This is a genomic window from Ruegeria sp. AL3 (assembly GCF_056536065.1).
Map to the genome: position 1 here is coordinate 2,976,142 of NZ_JBQFJG010000001.1, position 16,402 is coordinate 2,992,543.

Consider the following 16,402-nt stretch of genomic DNA (forward strand, 5'->3'; position numbering starts at 1 on the left):
GGGAAAGCCCTAGCGGTTACGGGATCGCCAACCGCCGCGGCGTTCTGGGGCCTTTGCCGTCTGAAGGCCTTCGGTCAGAACCTGTGTCATCGGATGATCGGGGTTCTGCTCGGCATAGCCCGCGTGCAGCTCGGCCAGCGCCGTGTTCTGGTCGCGATCTGCGGGAAGGCTCAGCGCCCAGTCCAAAAAAATGCTGCGACACTCTGGCAGGGTGATGCCGTCGATTCGATAGGCTTCGCGGATCAGACCTTTGTGGTCGTTGGGATCACTGCTGCGCGCCATCTTCTTCCCCCTTGATCACGCCGCCGATCAGATCGGCCGCAGTCGTGTAACATTCCTGCAATGCCGCCTGTAACGCCTCGACCTGTTCGAACCCGGTGGCGCGGCACAAAAATGCTGTACCGCCTTCGCCGATCTTGTCGGCTTCGATCGTCTTGCCCGACAGCAACCGCGCGGCGCATTGCACCGACCAGAATAGGTCATAGCAGTCTTTCAGAGATTGCGCCTGCGCGACATCCAGCAAGCCGGCTGCGACGGCGCCATCCAGACCCGACGCGACATCGCGCTGCGCCGACCCCGCCAGCAAAGCACCGGTTTCCGCCATCAATTCGATATCCATCAGCCGGCCGGGGCCGTTCTTGGCGTCCCAGATGCCGGCGGGCGCCTTGGCCGCCGCCAGGCGCGACCGCATCTCGGTCACTTCGCGCAGAACCTTCCCCTGCTCTCGCGGGTGCGACAGAAACTCGGTGCGGAAGGCTTCGATTTCCTCGGCCAGTCCGGCATCCCCGGCAACAACATGCGCGCGTGTCAGGGCCAGATGCTCCCACACCCAGGCTTCGTTCCGCTGGTAATTGACAAAGCTGGCCCAACTGGTTGCGACCGGCCCCTGATTGCCCGAGGGACGCAATCGCATATCGACCTCATACAAGCGTCCCTGCGACATCGGAGCGGACAATGCCGTGATCAGGGCCTGCGTGAACCGCGCATAATACGTGCGCGTGGCCAAAGGGCGCGGACCGTCAGACATGTCCTGATCCAAAGGATCGTAGATGACGATCATGTCCAGATCGGATTGCGAGTTTATCCGGCCTGCCCCCAGCGACCCCATCCCAAGCACGGCAGCGCCACGCCCCGGTGCAGCGCCGTGTTTGCGGGCGAAATTCTCGGTGACATGCGGCAGGATGGCCGCGATGACCGACTGCGCAAGATCGGCATATTGCCGACCTGCCCGCACCCCGTCGATCAGGCCGCGCAGGTGATGCACGCCGACCCGGAAATGCCATTCCTTGCACCAGCGTCGGGCAAGATCAAGCTGGGTTTCATAATCCGTTTCTTCCGACAAAGCCTGCGTCAATTCCGCTTGCAACGCCTCTTGCCCGGGCCAATCCGCAAAGAAACTGCCCCCGATCACCGCATCGAACACCGACGCGTTGCGGGACAGGTGCGATGCCAGAGCATGCGAGGTTCCGACGATATCGATCAACAAGTCGATCAGTTGCGGATTCGCCTCGAACAGCGAAAACAGCTGCACCCCGGCGGGCAGGCCCGCCAGAAACCCGTCCAAAGCCATCATTGCTTCGTCGGGCTTGGCGGTTTTGGCCAGACGTGACAGCAATTCGGGGCGCAGACGTTCGAAAATCCGCGCGCCGCGCTGGGACCTGAGGGCCGGATATGTCGTCCATCGGGCCAGAACGTTCTTGTCGAACTCCACATCCTGTACATGGGCGGGCGCCGCACCAGGTCCGGGGGCAAAGAACCCTTCGGTCAGCTCATGCACTTCGGTCAGGCGGTTTTTCAGGTCCTGCGTCAACTCGGCGCTGCTGATCCCCATCAGGCAGGCGACGCGTTCGATCCCGTCGGGTGAGTTCGGCACCTTGTGGGTCTGCGCATCATGAATCATCTGGATGCGATGTTCGACTTCGCGGTGCGCGCGGTAATGATCTGTCAGCTTGTCCGCCACATCCTGTGGCACCCAGCCTTTTGCCGCCAGCGCCGCCAACCCGGGAACCGTGCCTCGCACCCGCAGGTCAGCGTCCCGCCCACCCGCGATCAACTGGCGGGTTTGCGTGAAAAACTCGATCTCGCGGATACCGCCCTGCCCCAGTTTCATGTCGTGACCGGGGATCGACAAAGACCCGCCCGTCCCTTTGTTTTCCCGGATGCGCAGGCGCATGTCATGAGCGTCCTGAATGGCGGCAAAGTCCAGATGGCGGCGCCAGACAAAGGGGCGCAAGCCGTCAAGGAAACGCTGCCCCGCATCCAGATCCCCGGCGCAGGGGCGCGCCTTGATGTAAGCCGCGCGCTCCCACGTACGACCGAGGCTTTCGTAATACCGCTCGGCGGCCTCCATCGCCATGCAAACCGGTGTCACGGCCGGATCGGGGCGCAGCCTCAGATCCGTTCGGAACACATAGCCATCCGCCGTCTTCTCGCTCAACGTCGCACAGAAGTTGCGCGTGGCCCGAACCATGCCCTGCCGGGCCTCGTAAAAGTCATCGGGGTCAAAGCGCGTTTCATCAAACAGGACGATCAGATCGATATCCGAGCTGTAGTTCAGCTCATGCGCGCCCATCTTTCCCATCGCCAGTATGACCAGGCCGGCTGCGGTTTCGACATCATCCTCGGTCATGCCCGGCAGCTTCTTACGCCGGATCAATGTTGCGATCTCGGCCTTGGCGGCAACATCTGCGGCCAGCGCACCGAAATCGGTCAGGGCCGCCGTGACCTTCTCCAATGGCCACGCACCTGCAATATCGGCCAACGCCGTAAGCAGAGCCATTCGCCGCTTGGCCTGCCGCAATCCGGGTTTCAACTGATCCGGCGGCAGATCACGCGCAGCAGCCATGACGTCAGCAAATGCCTGATCCGGGTGCATCAGAGCCTCGGGCAGCCAGCCCTTCTCTTGTTCGATCAGACTTTTCAGATAGGGGCTTGAACCGGCGGTGCCCGCCACCAATTCCGCCATCTCGGCCGGCAAATCAGGCATCAGGGCCCGCGCTTCGGCCCCCAGGGATGGATCGAAAGCGCGCGGAAGTCGTGAAATGGCTAAAACGTCTGTCATGGGCGCAAACTGCGCATCGCGGCGCGTGATCGTCAATGGGGCATTCTTATCAGGTGTTCTGAACCGGCGTGTCCTGACTGAAACTGTTGACCCAAACGTCGTCTCTGCGTTCCCATAACGACGAAATCAGCATCGCCTCGCGCGTTGTCGCACCCAGGCGCAGGTAATCGGCCTTGTAGGACAGCAAGACGATATCCGGTGTCAGAACACGCAGTCTTTCGCCGCTCAGTTCGAACTCGGCCATCGTCGGTGCGTCTGCAAATTGACCGACATGATCGTCACGATTGGCAAATCCCGTCGGATAGACCCCAAGAAAATCCGCGCTCAGCAACGCCCGGTCCGCGCATGCGTTGCCCTCGACCAGCGCCATCCAGACCTGCTTTTCCAAATTAAGAATTTCATCCAGCGCAGGTGCCGTTTTGTGTTCTGTCAAATCCATTTCCGCAACCTGCGGCTGATGGCGCTCACCGTCAACCGAATTGCTGAATGTAAATCTTTTTTACATTACCCCCTTGCAACCCCCGCCCACGACCCCATCTAATCAATGTGAAAAGAGTTTACATCAACCCTGGAGAGCTCAAATGACCGCATTGTCCGACCCCGCCGTCCCCGCGAATCCGGGATGGCTTTATCGAATCGAGGCCTGGCTGGATGACAAAGGCAAAGGGGCCTGGATTGCCGCCATGGTCCTTGGTTTCATCTTCTTCTGGCCGGTTGGCCTGGCCCTTCTGGCTTACATGATCTGGAGCAAACGCATGTTCAGCAAATCCTGCAGCCGCCGCAAATCCTGGCACAGCCACATGAGCGCGATGAAACCATCAGGCAACAGCGCATTTGACGCCTACAAGGCAGATACACTGGCCCGCCTTGAACGCGAACAGCAGGACTTCGAGGCGTTCCTGCGCCGCTTGCGCGATGCCAAGGACAAGGCCGAATTCGACGAGTTCATGGACGAACGCGCCCGCGAGAACCATGAAGACGACGAAAATGCCAAGCCGGCCTGATTGACCTTGCCCTGTCCCGGCAATCCGGGACAGGGTACCCTGACCCATTTTTTCGGACCTGACGAATGAACCACCTGCCTGACCCGGATACCCAACCTGATTTCTACCGCTCGGTGACAAGCAAACGCTTTGTCGCTTGGTTGTTTGATATCGCCTTCATCTCGCTGCTCTGCACGGTGGCGATCCTGTTGAGCGCAGGCCTCGGTCTGTTTTTTCTGGCAGTGATCTATGCCGTGATCAGCTTTGTCTATCGCGTAGTAACCATCACCAACGGCTCGGCCACACTGGGCATGCGGTTCATGGGAATCGAATTGCGCGACGCATTCGGAGAACGAATGGATATGGGCAAGGCCATCGCCCACACTGCCGGCTATTTCGTCAGCATGGCGTTTGCGGTGATCCAGATCATCTCGGTGATCATGATGATGACCAGCGCCCGCGGCCAGGGTCTGACCGACAGTTTTCTGGGCACGGTCATGATCAATCGACGGGCCTGACACGCGGTTGCGCGAAACACTTGGCGGCCTCGGGAACGGTTGCTATCATCCCTCCCGAGGCTATCTGGGAACTTCATGCGACACACGCTGCCAATTGCGCCACAATTCTATGTCACGGCCCCGCAACCCTGCCCCTATCTCGATGGCAGGATGGAGCGTAAGCTGTTCACCGCGCTTCAGGGCGAAGGTGCGGAACAGTTGAACAATTCCCTGTCGCAGCAGGGGTTTCGCCGGTCGCAGAATGTGCTCTACCGCCCTTCCTGCACAGATTGCGCAGCCTGCCTGTCCGCCCGGATCGACGTCTCGGCTTTCCGCCGGACAAAAAGCCAGAAACGCGCTGTGAAACGCAATGGATATCTGCAACGCCGCGCCACATCGCCATGGGCCACGGACGAGCAGTATGAGCTGTTCCGCCGCTATCTTGACACCCGGCACGCCGATGGCGGCATGGCCGACATGGACGTGTTCGAATTTGCGGCAATGATCGAAGAAACCCCGATTCGAAGCCGAGTGGTGGAGTATGCAGATCCTGAGACCGGCGACCTGATCGCTGTCAGCCTGACCGACGTGCTCGATGATGGGCTGAGCATGGTCTACTCTTTCTACGATCCGAACCAGCCTCAGAATTCTCTGGGCACCTATATGATCCTGGACCATATCGAGATCGCGCGCGAAGCCGGCCTGCCCTATATCTACCTGGGCTATTGGGTCCCCGGCAGCCCCAAGATGGGCTACAAGGCAAAATTCTCCGGGCTTGAGGCCTATATTCAGGGCGAATGGCAAAAGATCACAGATCCTGATACCTTCTGCGCTTCCTCACGGCACCCCCTGTCCACCGCTCCGATTGCCGAGCAAGTGGCCAATATCCAGCTTCCCGACCGCCACCCCACCAAGGGCTGACCATCCGATGAAACAGAAGCTGCACGCCGTCACCCTCGTGGTGCCGGATTACGATGACGCACTTGCGTTTTATACGGAAAGACTTGGCTTCCAGCTCTTGAAGGACATCGATCTCGGAGGCGGAAAACGCTGGGTCCTGATCACACCGCCGGGTTCAGACGGCGGCGCCCTTCTTCTGGCCAAAGCCGACGGGCCCGAACAACGCGCCGCCATCGGCAACCAGACCGGCGGCCGTGTGGGCTTTTTCCTTCAAACCGATGATTTCCAACGCGACTACACACAGATGCGTGCCAATGGGGTCCATTTCGAAGAACCCCCCCGCGTCGAAACCTATGGCACAGTCGCCGTCTGGTGCGATCCTTATGACAACCGCTGGGATCTGATCCAATTCACCTGATCCGCTTCTTCATCTGGCCGAAAATATCCCGGGGATGAATTGGCAGCAGGGCAAGAAGGGGCTGGCCCCTTCTCAGCAACAAACAAGAAAAAGGGGGCCTTCGGGCCCCCTTTTGCATTTTGATGATCCGGATCAGTTCGGGATCAGGTCCGGTACGATCGTGACAATCGCCGGGAAGAACCACAGAATTGCGATCCCTACCACCTGGATCAGAACAAACGGAATGATCCCGCGATAGATATGGCCAGTCGTCACTTCCTTCGGCGCAACCCCTCGCAAGTAGAACAACGCGAACCCGAACGGGGGTGTCAGGAAGGATGTTTGCAGGTTCACCGCCACCATGATCGTCACCCATTTCGGGTCGAACGACCCGCCATAGATCACCGGCCCAACGATCGGGATCACAATGTAGATGATCTCGAGGAAATCCAGCACGAAGCCCAGTATGAACAAAACCAGCATCACGATCAGGAAGACCGTGAACTCGTTGTCAAAACTCTTCAGGAATTGCTGGATATAGTGCTCCCCTCCGAACGAGATCACCACCAGGTTCAGCAATTGGGATCCGATCAGGATGGTAAACACCATCGAGGTCACCTTGGCCGTCTCGCGCACCACCGGGGTCAGAACTCCGCTGGAGTACAGCACCCAGCACCCGAACAGCAGCCCGAACAAGGCGTACAGATAGGCCGCATACGCGATGATGAAGGCGATCCAGGTCTCCAACGTCACATTGCCCTGATTGACCCGCAGGTCAAAGTTCACCCCCATCAGCAAGGCGATGATCACGGCAAAGGTCGACCAGATGATCACCTTGCCCGATCGCCCCTGATCCTGCAGCTTGCGATAGGCCGCCAGCATGATCGCGCCACCCGCACCCAGCGCCGCCGCCGGCGTCGGGTTGGTCACGCCCCCCAGGATCGACCCCAGAACAGCGATGATCAGAACCAGTGGCGGGAAGACCACGCGGATCAGGTCATTGGTCGCACATCGCGCTGCGGCTTCCTTGCAACCATACATGGCCAGCGCAAATGGCAACGCGAGCAACAGGAACGTCGCCCCCGAAGATGTCGTGGGCGAAATCAGCAAGATATCGACCAACACCATAAGAAGCAGACCAATCGCACCAACGATAAGCGGCTGTGGCGTACGCGAGGGGGCGATGCCACGACCCAGAACCAGAGTAAGGCCCAACAGCACGACGGTGATCGCGACACCCGTTCCAATTGGTGCGGCTGATGCAATCATTTCCTGTTGTGCGGCGGCCAGTTCTTCTTCTGTCAGGCGCTGAGACTCAGCTGCACCGCCAGCGGCGTCAATGGCGTCCTGCTCGGCGACGGCCTGATCCCAGGCGGCCTGACCATGAAGATCGATCATCGATACCTTGCATTCTTCCGACACGTTGGTTCGCAACGATGCGCCCTGTCCGATGTCCGAGAAAGCCGAGACCGAAATGTTCTGGCTGCCGATCAGGCCGACATTGCCCAGCAACACGGTGCCGACAATCAGCGCAACCGGTGCCCCCAGCAGCCAAGTCAGACCTTCGGACCGGGTGATCGGCTCACCCGACCCGCCTGACAGCGCCACGGCAGGTGCCTTATGGGGATTCAGCAATGCATAACCAAACGCATACAACGCATAAAGCAGCGCCAGAAGGATCCCCGGCAAAAGCGCCGCCTGGAACAAGGTTCCGACCGATACAACCGCCGGCTCTCCCAAATAGGTCAGCGCATCGGTGCAGCCGGCCTCGACAGCGCGTGTCTCTTGCGCCGTGGAATACAGATCGCCCGCCAATGTGCCAAGCAGAACGATCACGATCGAGGGCGGAATAATCTGCCCCAGCGTACCCGAGGCCGCGATCACACCCGTTGCGAGTTCCGGCGAATAATTGTTCCGCAACATGGTTGGCAGCGCCAGCAGGCCCATGGTCACCACGGTCGCGCCAACGATGCCGGTAGAGGCCGCAAGAAATGCCCCCACAACCACGATGGACACGGCCAGACCACCCGGCAGCGGTCCAAAGACGCGCGCCATCGTCGTCAGCAGGTCGTTCGCGATTTTTGAACGCTCCAGCGTGATACCCATCAGAACGAACATCAGCACTGCCAGCAATGTCTCGATGGACTGACCGGCCAAAACACGTTCGTTCATGCGATTGACGATGAACGACACGTTGCGGTCCAGCGCGGTTTCCCAGCCAGAGACAAAGACCGGCTCGGCTATCCTTGGCAGATCCGGGTATCGGAATACCGATATGACATCAGGTTTTACCCCGGAATTTACAATATCCCGATAAGCTTGTGAGCCTGTGTCGATTGCCTGGTGGACCAACAGCCCTGCGCTGTCCAGTGCGGCAATGATCCCGAAGGAAATCACCCCGGCGCCACCGATGGCAAAGGCCACCGGGAAGCCGGAAAGGATGCCCCCAAAGAGGCAGAAGAATACGATAATGAGGCCTATCTCGACGCCATCAAGTCCGAACAACATAGTCTGGGTCTCCGTCCCTAATGTGCGCCTTCATAGGCTTCTTCACCCTCACCAAGGCTGTCCTTGTCGAGGTATTTTCCGGTGCTTTCCGGCCCTTCCACGTATTCCAGATACGACCGGTACAGGAATGCGATTGCGTGCAGGAACACCATGGCCGCAAAGGCCACCAGCAAGATCTTGAACAGGAAGTAGGCGTTGAATCCGTTGGGGCTGAACCCGATGGTTTCCACGTTCCAGCGCAGGGCGCGGGACTTGGCCACCAGCCGGTCCAGCGTGTCACTGGCCGAAGGCTTCGGCACGATCAGGTGCCGCCACATGAAGTACCAGCCATACATCCAGGTCAGCACCGCCATGGGCATCATGAACAAAACCGCACCGCACATATCAACCACCCGTTTGGCACGGTGGCTGATGCCGGCATAAATGAGGTCAACGCGCACATGCCCACCCTGCACGAATGTGTAGGTACAGCACAGGCAGACAACCATCGCATTATACAGCTTCAGTTCTTCCGCGAACCAACTGATATCCATCTGGAACGGGATACCCAAACCAAAGGACATATCGGGTCTGGTAAATACCCGCTGCATGAAAACGATCACGATCTGCTGGATCACCATCAAAAGGCCCGCCCAGGCAAAGAAACGCCCGGTGGTATTGGCGAACCCCTCAAGGCCCCGCACGATGGCCCACATGAAGTTCCGGTAGTACAGCCCGATGGCCGTCAGAACCAGAAAGAACGTGAACACCACAAAGAAGAACTCGACCGAACCGCCGTAATAGACAAAGCGCATGATCGACGCCTTGTCGGACCAGTCCAGCCAGAGTTGCGGATGCGTGATGGCGTATCCGAAATTATAGAAGGCTTCGGCAATGTTCTGAATGAACCAGACCAGTCCATTCCACAGGGCGCCGAAGAACGAGATACCGTTTTCGTCCTGCATGTTGTCCCCAGGTCGTCTCAGTTGTGCATGGGATTATTGTTGCTTGCCCAAACCCCTTAGCGCAACGGGAAAGGCTCCCCCGCGCCGCGGGGGAACCGGTTTTTCTTGGATCAGAATGGCTTAGCCGCGAACACGGTCGCGCTGAGCGGTGTAAACACCCGATGACAGGTTGTTCCAAGCAGACGATGCTGCCATCGACGTCATCGCGCTGTCGTGGATCTTCTTGAACAGCTCATCGCCCATGTTCTCGTCCAGAACTTCCTGGCTGGCCTGACCAAACGCGTCCCAGACACTGTCCGGGAATTCCAGGACCTTGACGCCACCCGCCTGCAGACGCTGCAGCGCTGCGCCGTTGTTGGCCAGGAACTGTGCCAGGTTCCACTGGTGCGCTTCGGCGGCAGCGATCTCGATGATCTTCTGCTGTGCCGGGGTCAGTTCATTGAACACGTCGCGGTTGGTTGCCAGCGACAGACCTGCGCCCGGCTCGTGGAAGCCCGCAGTGTAGTAGGTCTTGGTGATTTCCTGGAAGCCGGCCTTTTCGTCGGCCCATGGACCGATCCACTCGGTACCGTCGATCGCGCCGGACGACAGCGCCTGATACACTTCCGACCCCGGAATGTTCTGGACCGATGCGCCCAGTTTACCCAGCGCCTTGCCGCCCAGACCCGGCATACGGAACTTCAGACCGTTGAAGTCTTCGGGGCTGTTGATCTCTTTCGAGTACCAGCCACCTGCCTGCGCACCGGTGTTGCCGGCCAGGAAGGACTTCAGGCCAAAGATTTCGCCCAGCTCGTCATGCAGCTCCATACCGCCGTCATGATAGTACCAGTTCACCAGTTCCTGCGCCGTCATGCCGAAAGGAACGGCCGTGAAGAACGCATAACCCGGGTGCTGACCCACAAAGTAATAGTCAGCGGCATGATACATATCCGCCTGACCCGACGACACCGCGTCAAATACTTCGAAGGCACCAACCAGCTCGCCCGCTGCCTTGATTTCAACATTCAGGCTGCCATCCGACATGGCGTTGATGCTGTCGGCACAACGCTGCGCGCTGTCAAACACGCCCGCCAGACCACGACCCCACGAGGTCACCATGGTCAGAGTACGCTGTCCCTGCGCATAAGCCGGTGCTGCCAGAGCAGTTGCAGCAGCAGCCGAACCGCCCAGCGCGGATTTTTTCAGAAATGAACGACGATCCATATGAGTGTTCCTCCCCTTCATAGTCACGGCCCGGCAGAACCGGACCTGTCGCATTCAGTGCGCGTCAGCCTAATGTGACCGAACTGAAAGGGAATACCTACTACTGCGTAGAGAATCGGATTCTTTGCGATTTCCGGCAAGAAATCAGACCGCAAATCACGTCTTCCCCGACGATAATCTCTGTATTCCCCGAACAAAGCCCAATCTTTTTGCATTTTCGCCGCCGCTTGCGTATCGATTCGTCCATGCAAAGACTCCGACATCTGGTCTCGCTGACCTATGCGCAGAAATTGTCACTGGTTGCGGCAATCCCGCTGGTCGTGGCCGTGGCGGCAATTGCCGTGCTTGTGGCATACGAGGCCCGCGCGACCGCCGAGCGTGAGATCGAAGCGCTGGAACGCAGCCTGGTCGAAGCCAAGAAGGAAGAGTTGCGCAACTACGTAACACAGGCGCGCAACGGGTTCGCCTATATCTACGGCCGGGCCGAGCCTGATGATGAGGTCGCGAAAAACCTCGTGTCCCAAATCCTGTCGGCAATGATCTATGGCCAGGATGGGTTCTTCTTTGTCTACGATTATGACGGCAACAACCTGGTCAGCCCCCGCCAGACGCAGTTCATCAACCGAAACTGGGAAGGGCTGACGGACAGCGACGGCACTCCGATCGTTGACGAGTTTATCCGCCTCGCCCGCCAGGGGGCCGGTTGGCACAGCTTCATGTGGCAAAAGCCCTCGACCGGAGAGGAAGCACAGATGATCGCCTATGTCGTCGGGCTTCAGGACTGGCGCTGGGTCGTGGGAACCGGAGTCTTCATCGACGACATCGTTGCAACGGTCGCCAACGCCAGGGCCGAGGTCGAGGCCCGCGTTCAGCGCACCTTCATGTATATCGGCGCGATCGTTGTGGCGGCGGTTCTCATCGTCTTTGCATCCGGCATGTTGCTGAACATCCGCGAGCGCAGACTTGCAGACGCCAAGCTGAAGGAGCTGACCCAGCGCGTCTTCGATGCCCAGGAAGAGGAACGTGGCCGCGTTGCCCGCGAACTGCATGACGGCATCAGCCAGATACTGGTCGGTGTACGCTATGCGCTGGACAACGCGCGGCGCCGCCTGTCGCGCGGCGATGACGCGGGCGCACGCGATCCGCTGGACAAAGGGATTGACCATCTTGGCACCGCCATCACCGAGGTCCGCCGCATCAGTCGCGACCTGCGCCCCGGCGTGCTGGACGATCTGGGTCTTGGGCCAGCGCTGAAAGCTCTGACCGACGATTTCCGGGACCGCACCGGGATCGAGACGGAATTCTCGACCGTGGTGTTCCGCAACCGGCTGGATCAGGACAGCAAGATTGCCCTGTATCGCATCGCGCAAGAGGCGCTGACCAATATCGAGCGCCACTCTGGAGCCACGCATGTTACGATAGACCTGCGCGGGCACAAGAAAGGTGCAACCATGCGGATCACGGACAATGGCCGGGGCATGCGGACCGATCCCAGCACCCCCAGCACCGGGATCGGGTTGCGCAACATGCAAGAACGCATCGAACAGCTTGACGGGTCCCTGCGCATTCTGTCATCACGCGGACCGCGTGGCGGCACTGTCATCGAAGTCAGTCTGCCGCTGAGCCACCTTCTGCCGCCGCAGGAAGACGCAACTCCGAACCGAAAGGCCGGCACATGAGCGCCGAAAGCATCCGAGTTCTTATCGTCGACGACCATCCAATGGTGGCCGAGGGCATCCAGTCCATCCTCGAAAGCTATGATGAGATCCAAGTTGTCGGTACGCTTGGCAGCGGACAGGCGGCAGTGGATCAGGCTGTTGACCTTGCCCCGGATGTGATCCTGATGGATCTGAACATGCCCGGCCTCGGCGGTCTCAGCGCCACGGAAATCATCCTGGAACGATTGCCGGAAACGCGCATCCTGATCCTGTCGATGCATGACAGCCCGGAATATATCTCGACCGCGCTCAGCCACGGTGCCAAAGGTTACGTGCTCAAGGACGTTCCCACTGAAGAGATCAAGCAGGCCATTGATGCGGTGATGCGGGGTGAACGGTATCTGTGCACCGGCGCCAGCGGATCGCTCAAGCCCAAGGGCGACAACGTGCGCGAAGCGCTGACCGGACGTGAACAGACCATTCTGCTTGAACTGGCGCAGGGCAAATCCAACAAGGAAGTTGCGCAAACGCTGGATATTTCCGTGCGGACGGTCGAAACGCACCGCAAGAATATAAAGCGCAAACTCGGCATATCCTCAACCGCCGGGCTGACACGCTACGCTTTGGAACATGGCGTACTGCAAGGGACCGGCGTCGGATTCTGATCTGCACGCGCCCGCAGCGCGCAGCGCTGCCCGGCCCAACCAGAGGATACACGCCGCAGGCGTGTTGACGATGGGCGGGAGCGGTACCCGCCGGGTCAAAGACCTTCTCCGAAAAAAAACAGTGTCCCGTCTTCGTCCAGAACGTGGAATTCACGCTGATTATAGGGCTGATTGAACGGCGGCCTGACACGGCCTTCGGGCAGATCGGCCAATCGGTCACGCAGGCTGTCATAAAGCCCATCAATATCTTCAACATCGATATAGAAGGAGTGTTCATCACCCAATGGCTTGCCGTCATCCCGCGGCGGGCACTCCAAAAGGCGGATCGCAACAGGACCACGTTTCAAAAAGGCATAATTGTCTTGCGTGAACCCACAGGTGAACCCAAGGCGATCACAATAGAAGTCGATCTGGTCCTTCAGGGACGAGCACAACACAAATGGTGTAAGCTGCAAAATCTTGGGCATCTGACTCTCCGGACAGGAAACAGATGCATTGTACCGAGGTTGACCACTCAATCCAGCAATTGATCCTTTCGCAGCCCCGCGCGCTTGTAGTGATGCGGCAAAACGCGGCCATACAATTGCTGCGTCCGTTCCACACCGCCACACATGCCTTCAGCCTCGACAAAGGAAAATATGCCGACATAACGACGGCACATGCCGCTGACCGGAGCAACCCGGTGCAGTGAATACCGGCCCTTGAAGATCTGCAAATCCCCCGGCTGCAGTTCCAGCCGGCGAACCCGCCCCATGTTCCCATCGAGAACCGAGGCTACCAGATCAAAGTTTTCATTTTCCGCCGTCCGCAGATTGGGCGCGTACTCGAACGCGCCGCCCGTCTCACCGTTCTGGATGGCCAGCGTCACGGTGTAGTTGTTGGTGTCGAAATGCCAGGGAAAGCCCTGCCCTTCTTCCACGACATTGATGATCACGTCCGCCAATGGGTCATCGTAGCGAAAAAAGCGGTCTTCGGGTTCATTCAGGGCATCGCGGACAAAGGGAAGAAAGCCGTCGAACTCGTAAATGCGCCGCAGCGGGCCGGATTTCGAAAGATTGTCGGCCGGAACAAAGGCGTTCGAACGATCATAGAACCGGCGGATCGGATGGGCGATGCCAAGCCTTGGGTCGTCCTTCGTGAAATAGGCGTTGGTTCTGTTGAAGGACCGGTGCGCCTTGGGCGCCACCCCCTCGGCTTCTTGCACCAGAAGCTTGACCCCTGCCTTGTGCACGAAACCCGGCAGAACAGCACACCCATCCTGTTCCAACTCGCGTCTCAAATCCTCGATCAGTTGATCATAAGCCGGTGAATCCGGACGATCGATCGGATAGCGGCCAAGATCAACCAGGTCCTGCAACATTTCAAGCCTCCGGGTTTTGCCCCTGCACGTTCAGCGTGGCGCAGAAAAAAGTAATGATCATGCCCGTTTCGGACATCGGCCTGACGCTTTCAGACCGCCTTATCCGCACACAAAACGGCCAATTTTCACGTCGAATTCCCGGAAATTCCCGACATGCGGCAATCTGCGCAATAAAATGTCGCAAAATACAGCCGCTGTGATAGAAAATTGGTGCAATTGTCTGTTGACGCCCCTTCCCCCCGACCATAATGTCGCCCCCAAGCAAAAAGGAGCCTCTGGCGATGAGAACGCTAGTCGTAATCGTAGGAACCACGCGCATGGGCCGGTAACGGTAAACCATAATCGAACCCATGCGCCTCCGAAAAATCGGGGGCTTTTTTTTGTCGAACGCAAGACACATGTCGCGAACGGAGCAAAGCAGATGACACGTGAGATGACCGGCGCAAAGATGGTGGTTCAGGCCCTCAAGGATCAGGGCGTGGACACGGTATTCGGATACCCCGGTGGCGCCGTGCTACCGATCTATGATGAGATCTTTCTGCAAAACGACATTCGCCACATTCTGGTGCGTCACGAACAGGGCGCGATCCACGCGGCCGAAGGTTATGCCCGATCGACGGGAAAACCGGGCGTTGCGCTTGTCACGTCCGGCCCCGGTGCCACCAATGCAGTCACCGGTCTGACCGATGCGTTGCTGGATTCGATCCCCATCGTTGTTCTGACCGGGCAAGTCCCGACCTTCATGATCGGATCGGATGCCTTTCAAGAGGCCGACACCGTTGGTATCACCCGCCCCTGCACCAAACATAACTGGCTGGTAAAGGACACGAATTCGCTGGCCGAAACGTTGCACGAGGCTTTCCATGTGGCCAAGTCGGGCCGTCCCGGACCGGTACTGATCGACATTCCCAAGGATGTTCAGTTTGCCACGGGTGAATACAACAGTCCGAAACCTTCGACCTCGCACTACCAGCCTGTGCTGAAAGGCGATTTGGAGGAAATCAACGAGCTTGTTGCAGCCATTGAAAAAGCCAAGAAGCCGGTTTTCTATACGGGTGGTGGCGTCATCAACTCTGGCCCCGCAGCCAGCCAGTTGCTGCGCGAACTGGTGGATTCCACCGGCTTTCCGATCACATCTACCCTGATGGGTCTGGGTGCCTATCCGGCATCGGGCGAAAACTGGTTGGGTATGCTGGGGATGCACGGCCTTTACGAGGCGAACCTTGCGATGCATGGCTGTGACCTGATGATCAACATCGGTGCACGGTTCGACGACCGGATCACGGGGCGCATCGACGCGTTCTCTCCAAAGTCGAAGAAAGCCCATATCGACATTGATCCGTCTTCGATCAACAAGGTCATCCGCGTTGACATCCCGATTGTCGGCGACGTGGCGCATGTACTGGAAGACATTCTGAAGGTGTGGAAGTCACGCGGGCGCAAGACGGATGCGGCAGCCGTCAAGAAATGGCAGGCGCAGATCGCCGAATGGCGCAAGATCAACTGCCTGGCCTTCACCAACAGCGAAAAGTCGATCAAACCGCAATACGCTCTGCAACGGCTTGAAGAACTGACGAAAAAGCATGATCGCTACATCACCACCGAGGTGGGTCAGCATCAGATGTGGGCGGCGCAGTACCTTGGGTTCGAAGACCCCAACCGCTGGATGACATCGGGCGGGTTGGGCACGATGGGCTATGGCTTCCCCGCCTCCATCGGTGTGCAGATGGCACATCCGGACGCGCTGGTGATCAACGTCGCCGGTGAAGCATCATGGCTGATGAACATGCAGGAAATGGGCACCGCCGTTCAGTACCGGCTGCCGGTCAAGCAGTTCATCCTGAACAACGAACGCCTTGGCATGGTCCGCCAGTGGCAGGAACTGCTGCATGGCGAGCGGTATTCGCACAGCTGGTCCGAAGCCCTGCCCGATTTCGTGAAACTCGCCGAGGCGTTCGGCGCCAAAGGTATCCTGTGTTCCGACCCCGCCGATCTGGACGACGCGATCATGGAAATGATCAACTATGACGGTCCGGTGATCTTTGACTGTCTGGTGGAAAAGCACGAAAACTGCTTCCCCATGATCCCGTCGGGCAAAGCCCATAACGAGATGCTGTTGGGCGAGGCGGAAACGCAGGGCGTGATCGACAGCAAAGGCTCGGTTCTGGTTTAACAAAATTCGACGGATTTGGTTGAGCGCCGCGCTGCGCTCAACCTGTCAAGGAT

The 16,402-nt window shown here is 58.7% G+C and carries 16 protein-coding genes; 7 read left to right on the forward strand and 9 right to left on the reverse strand.

What is annotated here, in order from left to right:
* Nucleotides 1-9 precede the first annotated feature (9 nt).
* Genes ACR3E6_RS15070 through ACR3E6_RS15080 form a run of 3 tightly spaced genes read right to left on the reverse strand, consistent with a single transcriptional unit; the run spans nt 10 to nt 3,500 of the window.
* Nucleotides 10-282 carry a hypothetical protein gene (locus tag ACR3E6_RS15070; protein ID WP_171631831.1) on the reverse strand — a complete coding sequence of 91 codons (273 nt, stop codon included), beginning with the start codon at nt 280-282 and terminating at the stop codon, nt 10-12.
* Complete coding sequence (locus ACR3E6_RS15075) at nt 266-3,061, reverse strand: [protein-PII] uridylyltransferase family protein (RefSeq protein WP_480487845.1); 2,796 nt, start codon at nt 3,059-3,061, stop codon at nt 266-268. The genes ACR3E6_RS15070 and ACR3E6_RS15075 overlap by 17 nt, the downstream gene beginning before the upstream one ends.
* A 49-nt stretch (nt 3,062-3,110) precedes the next feature.
* Nucleotides 3,111-3,500, reverse strand: coding sequence for a DUF4440 domain-containing protein (locus ACR3E6_RS15080; RefSeq protein WP_480487847.1), 390 nt, complete (start codon nt 3,498-3,500; stop codon nt 3,111-3,113).
* A 142-nt stretch (nt 3,501-3,642) separates the two neighbouring features.
* On the opposite strand from ACR3E6_RS15080, the gene ACR3E6_RS15085 reads away from it, so the two are divergent.
* The 4 genes from ACR3E6_RS15085 (at nt 3,643) to ACR3E6_RS15100 (ending at nt 5,859) form a co-directional block, all read left to right on the forward strand.
* A complete protein-coding gene (locus tag ACR3E6_RS15085) occupies nt 3,643-4,065 on the forward strand; it encodes a DUF2852 domain-containing protein (protein WP_171631824.1) in 423 nt (140 codons plus the stop codon).
* 65 nt (nt 4,066-4,130) lie between these two features.
* Nucleotides 4,131-4,562, forward strand: coding sequence for an RDD family protein (locus ACR3E6_RS15090; protein ID WP_171723093.1), 432 nt, complete (start codon nt 4,131-4,133; stop codon nt 4,560-4,562).
* A gap of 75 nt (nt 4,563-4,637) precedes the next feature.
* A complete protein-coding gene (locus ACR3E6_RS15095; protein WP_210092481.1) occupies nt 4,638-5,462 on the forward strand; it encodes an arginyltransferase in 825 nt (274 codons plus the stop codon).
* Nucleotides 5,463-5,469: 7 nt separating this feature from the next.
* The gene (locus ACR3E6_RS15100; RefSeq protein ID WP_171723091.1) at nt 5,470-5,859 is read left to right on the forward strand and encodes a VOC family protein; all 390 of its coding nucleotides are present in this window, start codon (nt 5,470-5,472) and stop codon (nt 5,857-5,859) included.
* A gap of 132 nt (nt 5,860-5,991) precedes the next feature.
* Here ACR3E6_RS15100 and ACR3E6_RS15105 read toward each other — a convergent pair whose 3' ends face one another.
* The 3 genes from ACR3E6_RS15105 to ACR3E6_RS15115 all read right to left on the reverse strand — a co-directional run bounded on the left by ACR3E6_RS15105 (nt 5,992) and on the right by ACR3E6_RS15115 (nt 10,493).
* A complete protein-coding gene (locus ACR3E6_RS15105) occupies nt 5,992-8,346 on the reverse strand; it encodes a TRAP transporter large permease (RefSeq protein WP_480487851.1) in 2,355 nt (784 codons plus the stop codon).
* A 17-nt stretch (nt 8,347-8,363) separates the two neighbouring features.
* The gene (locus tag ACR3E6_RS15110; RefSeq protein ID WP_152458266.1) at nt 8,364-9,290 is read right to left on the reverse strand and encodes a TRAP transporter small permease subunit; all 927 of its coding nucleotides are present in this window, start codon (nt 9,288-9,290) and stop codon (nt 8,364-8,366) included.
* 120 nt (nt 9,291-9,410) lie between these two features.
* A complete protein-coding gene (locus ACR3E6_RS15115) occupies nt 9,411-10,493 on the reverse strand; it encodes a TRAP transporter substrate-binding protein (protein ID WP_117868673.1) in 1,083 nt (360 codons plus the stop codon).
* A gap of 245 nt (nt 10,494-10,738) precedes the next feature.
* On the opposite strand from ACR3E6_RS15115, the gene ACR3E6_RS15120 reads away from it, so the two are divergent.
* Both ACR3E6_RS15120 and ACR3E6_RS15125 read left to right on the forward strand, forming a co-directional pair.
* Nucleotides 10,739-12,172 carry a cache domain-containing protein gene (locus ACR3E6_RS15120; protein WP_152458267.1) on the forward strand — a complete coding sequence of 478 codons (1,434 nt, stop codon included), beginning with the start codon at nt 10,739-10,741 and terminating at the stop codon, nt 12,170-12,172.
* A complete protein-coding gene (locus ACR3E6_RS15125; RefSeq protein ID WP_171631808.1) occupies nt 12,169-12,816 on the forward strand; it encodes a response regulator transcription factor in 648 nt (215 codons plus the stop codon). Before ACR3E6_RS15120 ends, ACR3E6_RS15125 begins: the two co-directional genes overlap by 4 nt.
* Before the next feature lie 95 nt (nt 12,817-12,911).
* Here ACR3E6_RS15125 and ACR3E6_RS15130 read toward each other — a convergent pair whose 3' ends face one another.
* The 3 genes from ACR3E6_RS15130 to ACR3E6_RS15140 are packed head-to-tail and all read right to left on the reverse strand — an operon-like array spanning nt 12,912 to nt 14,528.
* Complete coding sequence (locus tag ACR3E6_RS15130; RefSeq protein WP_480487854.1) at nt 12,912-13,283, reverse strand: bleomycin resistance protein; 372 nt, start codon at nt 13,281-13,283, stop codon at nt 12,912-12,914.
* A 47-nt stretch (nt 13,284-13,330) separates the two neighbouring features.
* The gene (locus tag ACR3E6_RS15135; protein WP_480487856.1) at nt 13,331-14,176 is read right to left on the reverse strand and encodes a HalD/BesD family halogenase; all 846 of its coding nucleotides are present in this window, start codon (nt 14,174-14,176) and stop codon (nt 13,331-13,333) included.
* A gap of 1 nt (nt 14,177) precedes the next feature.
* Nucleotides 14,178-14,528 carry a hypothetical protein gene (locus ACR3E6_RS15140; protein WP_480487858.1) on the reverse strand — a complete coding sequence of 117 codons (351 nt, stop codon included), beginning with the start codon at nt 14,526-14,528 and terminating at the stop codon, nt 14,178-14,180.
* 69 nt (nt 14,529-14,597) lie between these two features.
* Between ACR3E6_RS15140 and ACR3E6_RS15145 the strand changes: the two genes are divergently transcribed.
* Entirely contained in the window at nt 14,598-16,349 is a 1,752-nt protein-coding gene (locus tag ACR3E6_RS15145) for an acetolactate synthase 3 large subunit (protein WP_171631802.1), read from the forward strand.
* Nucleotides 16,350-16,402: the final 53 nt, after the last annotated feature.

Bases quoted from the DNA above. Each gene is read 5' to 3' on its own strand.
- ACR3E6_RS15070 (WP_171631831.1), bottom strand. From the start codon at position 282: ATGGCGCGCAGCAGTGATCCCAACGACCACAAAGGTCTGATCCGCGAA.
- ACR3E6_RS15075 (WP_480487845.1), bottom strand. From the start codon at position 3,061: ATGACAGACGTTTTAGCCATTTCACGACTTCCGCGCGCTTTCGATCCA.
- ACR3E6_RS15080 (WP_480487847.1), bottom strand. From the start codon at position 3,500: ATGGATTTGACAGAACACAAAACGGCACCTGCGCTGGATGAAATTCTT.
- ACR3E6_RS15085 (WP_171631824.1), top strand. From the start codon at position 3,643: ATGACCGCATTGTCCGACCCCGCCGTCCCCGCGAATCCGGGATGGCTT.
- ACR3E6_RS15090 (WP_171723093.1), top strand. From the start codon at position 4,131: ATGAACCACCTGCCTGACCCGGATACCCAACCTGATTTCTACCGCTCG.
- ACR3E6_RS15095 (WP_210092481.1), top strand. From the start codon at position 4,638: ATGCGACACACGCTGCCAATTGCGCCACAATTCTATGTCACGGCCCCG.
- ACR3E6_RS15100 (WP_171723091.1), top strand. From the start codon at position 5,470: ATGAAACAGAAGCTGCACGCCGTCACCCTCGTGGTGCCGGATTACGAT.
- ACR3E6_RS15105 (WP_480487851.1), bottom strand. From the start codon at position 8,346: ATGTTGTTCGGACTTGATGGCGTCGAGATAGGCCTCATTATCGTATTC.
- ACR3E6_RS15110 (WP_152458266.1), bottom strand. From the start codon at position 9,290: ATGCAGGACGAAAACGGTATCTCGTTCTTCGGCGCCCTGTGGAATGGA.
- ACR3E6_RS15115 (WP_117868673.1), bottom strand. From the start codon at position 10,493: ATGGATCGTCGTTCATTTCTGAAAAAATCCGCGCTGGGCGGTTCGGCT.
- ACR3E6_RS15120 (WP_152458267.1), top strand. From the start codon at position 10,739: ATGCAAAGACTCCGACATCTGGTCTCGCTGACCTATGCGCAGAAATTG.
- ACR3E6_RS15125 (WP_171631808.1), top strand. From the start codon at position 12,169: ATGAGCGCCGAAAGCATCCGAGTTCTTATCGTCGACGACCATCCAATG.
- ACR3E6_RS15130 (WP_480487854.1), bottom strand. From the start codon at position 13,283: ATGCCCAAGATTTTGCAGCTTACACCATTTGTGTTGTGCTCGTCCCTG.
- ACR3E6_RS15135 (WP_480487856.1), bottom strand. From the start codon at position 14,176: ATGTTGCAGGACCTGGTTGATCTTGGCCGCTATCCGATCGATCGTCCG.
- ACR3E6_RS15140 (WP_480487858.1), bottom strand. From the start codon at position 14,528: ATGGGTTCGATTATGGTTTACCGTTACCGGCCCATGCGCGTGGTTCCT.
- ACR3E6_RS15145 (WP_171631802.1), top strand. From the start codon at position 14,598: ATGACACGTGAGATGACCGGCGCAAAGATGGTGGTTCAGGCCCTCAAG.